This window comes from Catenibacterium sp. GCM10023432, assembly GCF_042651925.1.
Lineage (GTDB): Bacteria > Bacillota_I > Bacilli_A > Erysipelotrichales > Coprobacillaceae > Catenibacterium > Catenibacterium mitsuoka.
Map to the genome: position 1 here is coordinate 1 of NZ_JBHSEB010000078.1, position 1,494 is coordinate 1,494.

Sequence of the window (1,494 nt, forward strand, 5' to 3'; positions counted from 1 at the left end):
ATCATTTATAAGCAGAAAATGTCATGCCCCTGTTGACATGACATATAAGCGACTGCCTGTCGCACAATAAGACTCCAAAATAAAATTATGGAGTCTTTTCTTATACCTTCTTGAAATGTATTGTGATATGAGAGCCATAGGCACGTTCAATCAGTTCATCCTCCCCTATGACCTTTACAAGATTCTTAATCTGATTTTTCAAATCTGATTTATGAATATAGAAGATGGTTGTATGGGCATGACGAGCAAGAATAAGCTGTCTCAAGATATCTTTATCAGTGACATCTAGAGAATGGCCAAAGATATAGATATTGAGGCGTTCTTCTTGTGATTGTTTAAGCCATGTGAGATAACGGCATCCTGTACGTTTAAAGATACGCTGGTAGAACTTCTTGAATTCAATATATTCATTATCCTGATCTTTACGTTCTCCTGTCAAATATTCATCTATTCCTAAGACAAGATCACATGTTTCTATATCATGTTCAAGATTCGCTTTACCATGAATATAATCGTATTCTACTTCTGAATTACCATAGAGACGTTCAAACGTATTTGTATAATTGAAACTTAATACTTTATCTATATTCAATACTTGTAGTTTTTCTAGATATTTTGGAGTGTCTAGGTGGTTCACAAATGCATCTAGATACATTTCTAGACATCGAGTCAAACGTAAGAGATCATGAGTGAGGATATCTCTTAATTCTTTGATAGGCTCCATAGAGGAAAAAGAACAACGATCTCCCCAAAAATCAAGAAGAGATGTACCTAAATACTCATTGACTCTTGCAACCTTCTGCCCTGACTTAAACTGTGTATCACATTCTAATCTAATCGCATCAAGTTTTTGAATAACTTCAGACATCTCTTTTTCAAAATCCTTCCAGCCCTCTCCTATTGTTTCTTTTTCTAAATGAATAAGCCAAAGATTATCTTTAATAAGAGATTCTAGTTCATTGGATAACTCAGGAGAAATATGAAGAATAAAATCTATCATACGTGAATCATAATCAATATGTGATATATCATTTTTTTCTAATGACATGCGAAATAAAGTAATAAAATCTATAAAATCTTTATAGGTTGTTGGCAAGCCATGTAGTAAATCAAAGCCATTTCCTAACACAAGAAGATTCATACGTAGTCCTGCTACTCAAAATGTGATTAAATATACTCACATCGAGATAATGTAAGTTCTAACGAACATTACTTACTATGTCATCGTGTATGCTTTTGATTGACCGAAATCATATCTACTCACAAGTTCTAGTGCACTCCATAGTCGTAAATTCCCGAAATAGCCTTCGGTACATACCTACGTTTGCGTTCATTTATGCAACTTCGTAAGTCGTAGCATCTTTCAGATTAGTAGCAGCATTGAAATCTCTGTCTTCGATATAGCCGCAGTCACATTTGAAAAGTCTATCTGAAAGCTTTAAATCTTTCTTGATACTTTTGCAGCAGTGACATGTCTTAGATGATGGGTACCAT

The 1,494-nt window shown here is 34.1% G+C and carries 2 protein-coding genes; both read right to left on the reverse strand.

Going from position 1 to position 1,494, the window contains the following annotated elements; all coding sequences use genetic code 11:
• Positions 1-100: 100 nt before the first annotated feature.
• Positions 101-1,141, reverse strand: a complete 1,041-nt coding sequence (locus tag ACFOZZ_RS10395) for a bacteriophage abortive infection AbiH family protein (RefSeq protein ID WP_055289595.1) — start codon at positions 1,139-1,141, stop codon at positions 101-103.
• A gap of 193 nt (positions 1,142-1,334) precedes the next feature.
• Positions 1,335-1,494: zinc ribbon domain-containing protein (locus ACFOZZ_RS10400; RefSeq protein ID WP_376815204.1), on the reverse strand; the 160-nt coding region annotated here is incomplete at its 5' end.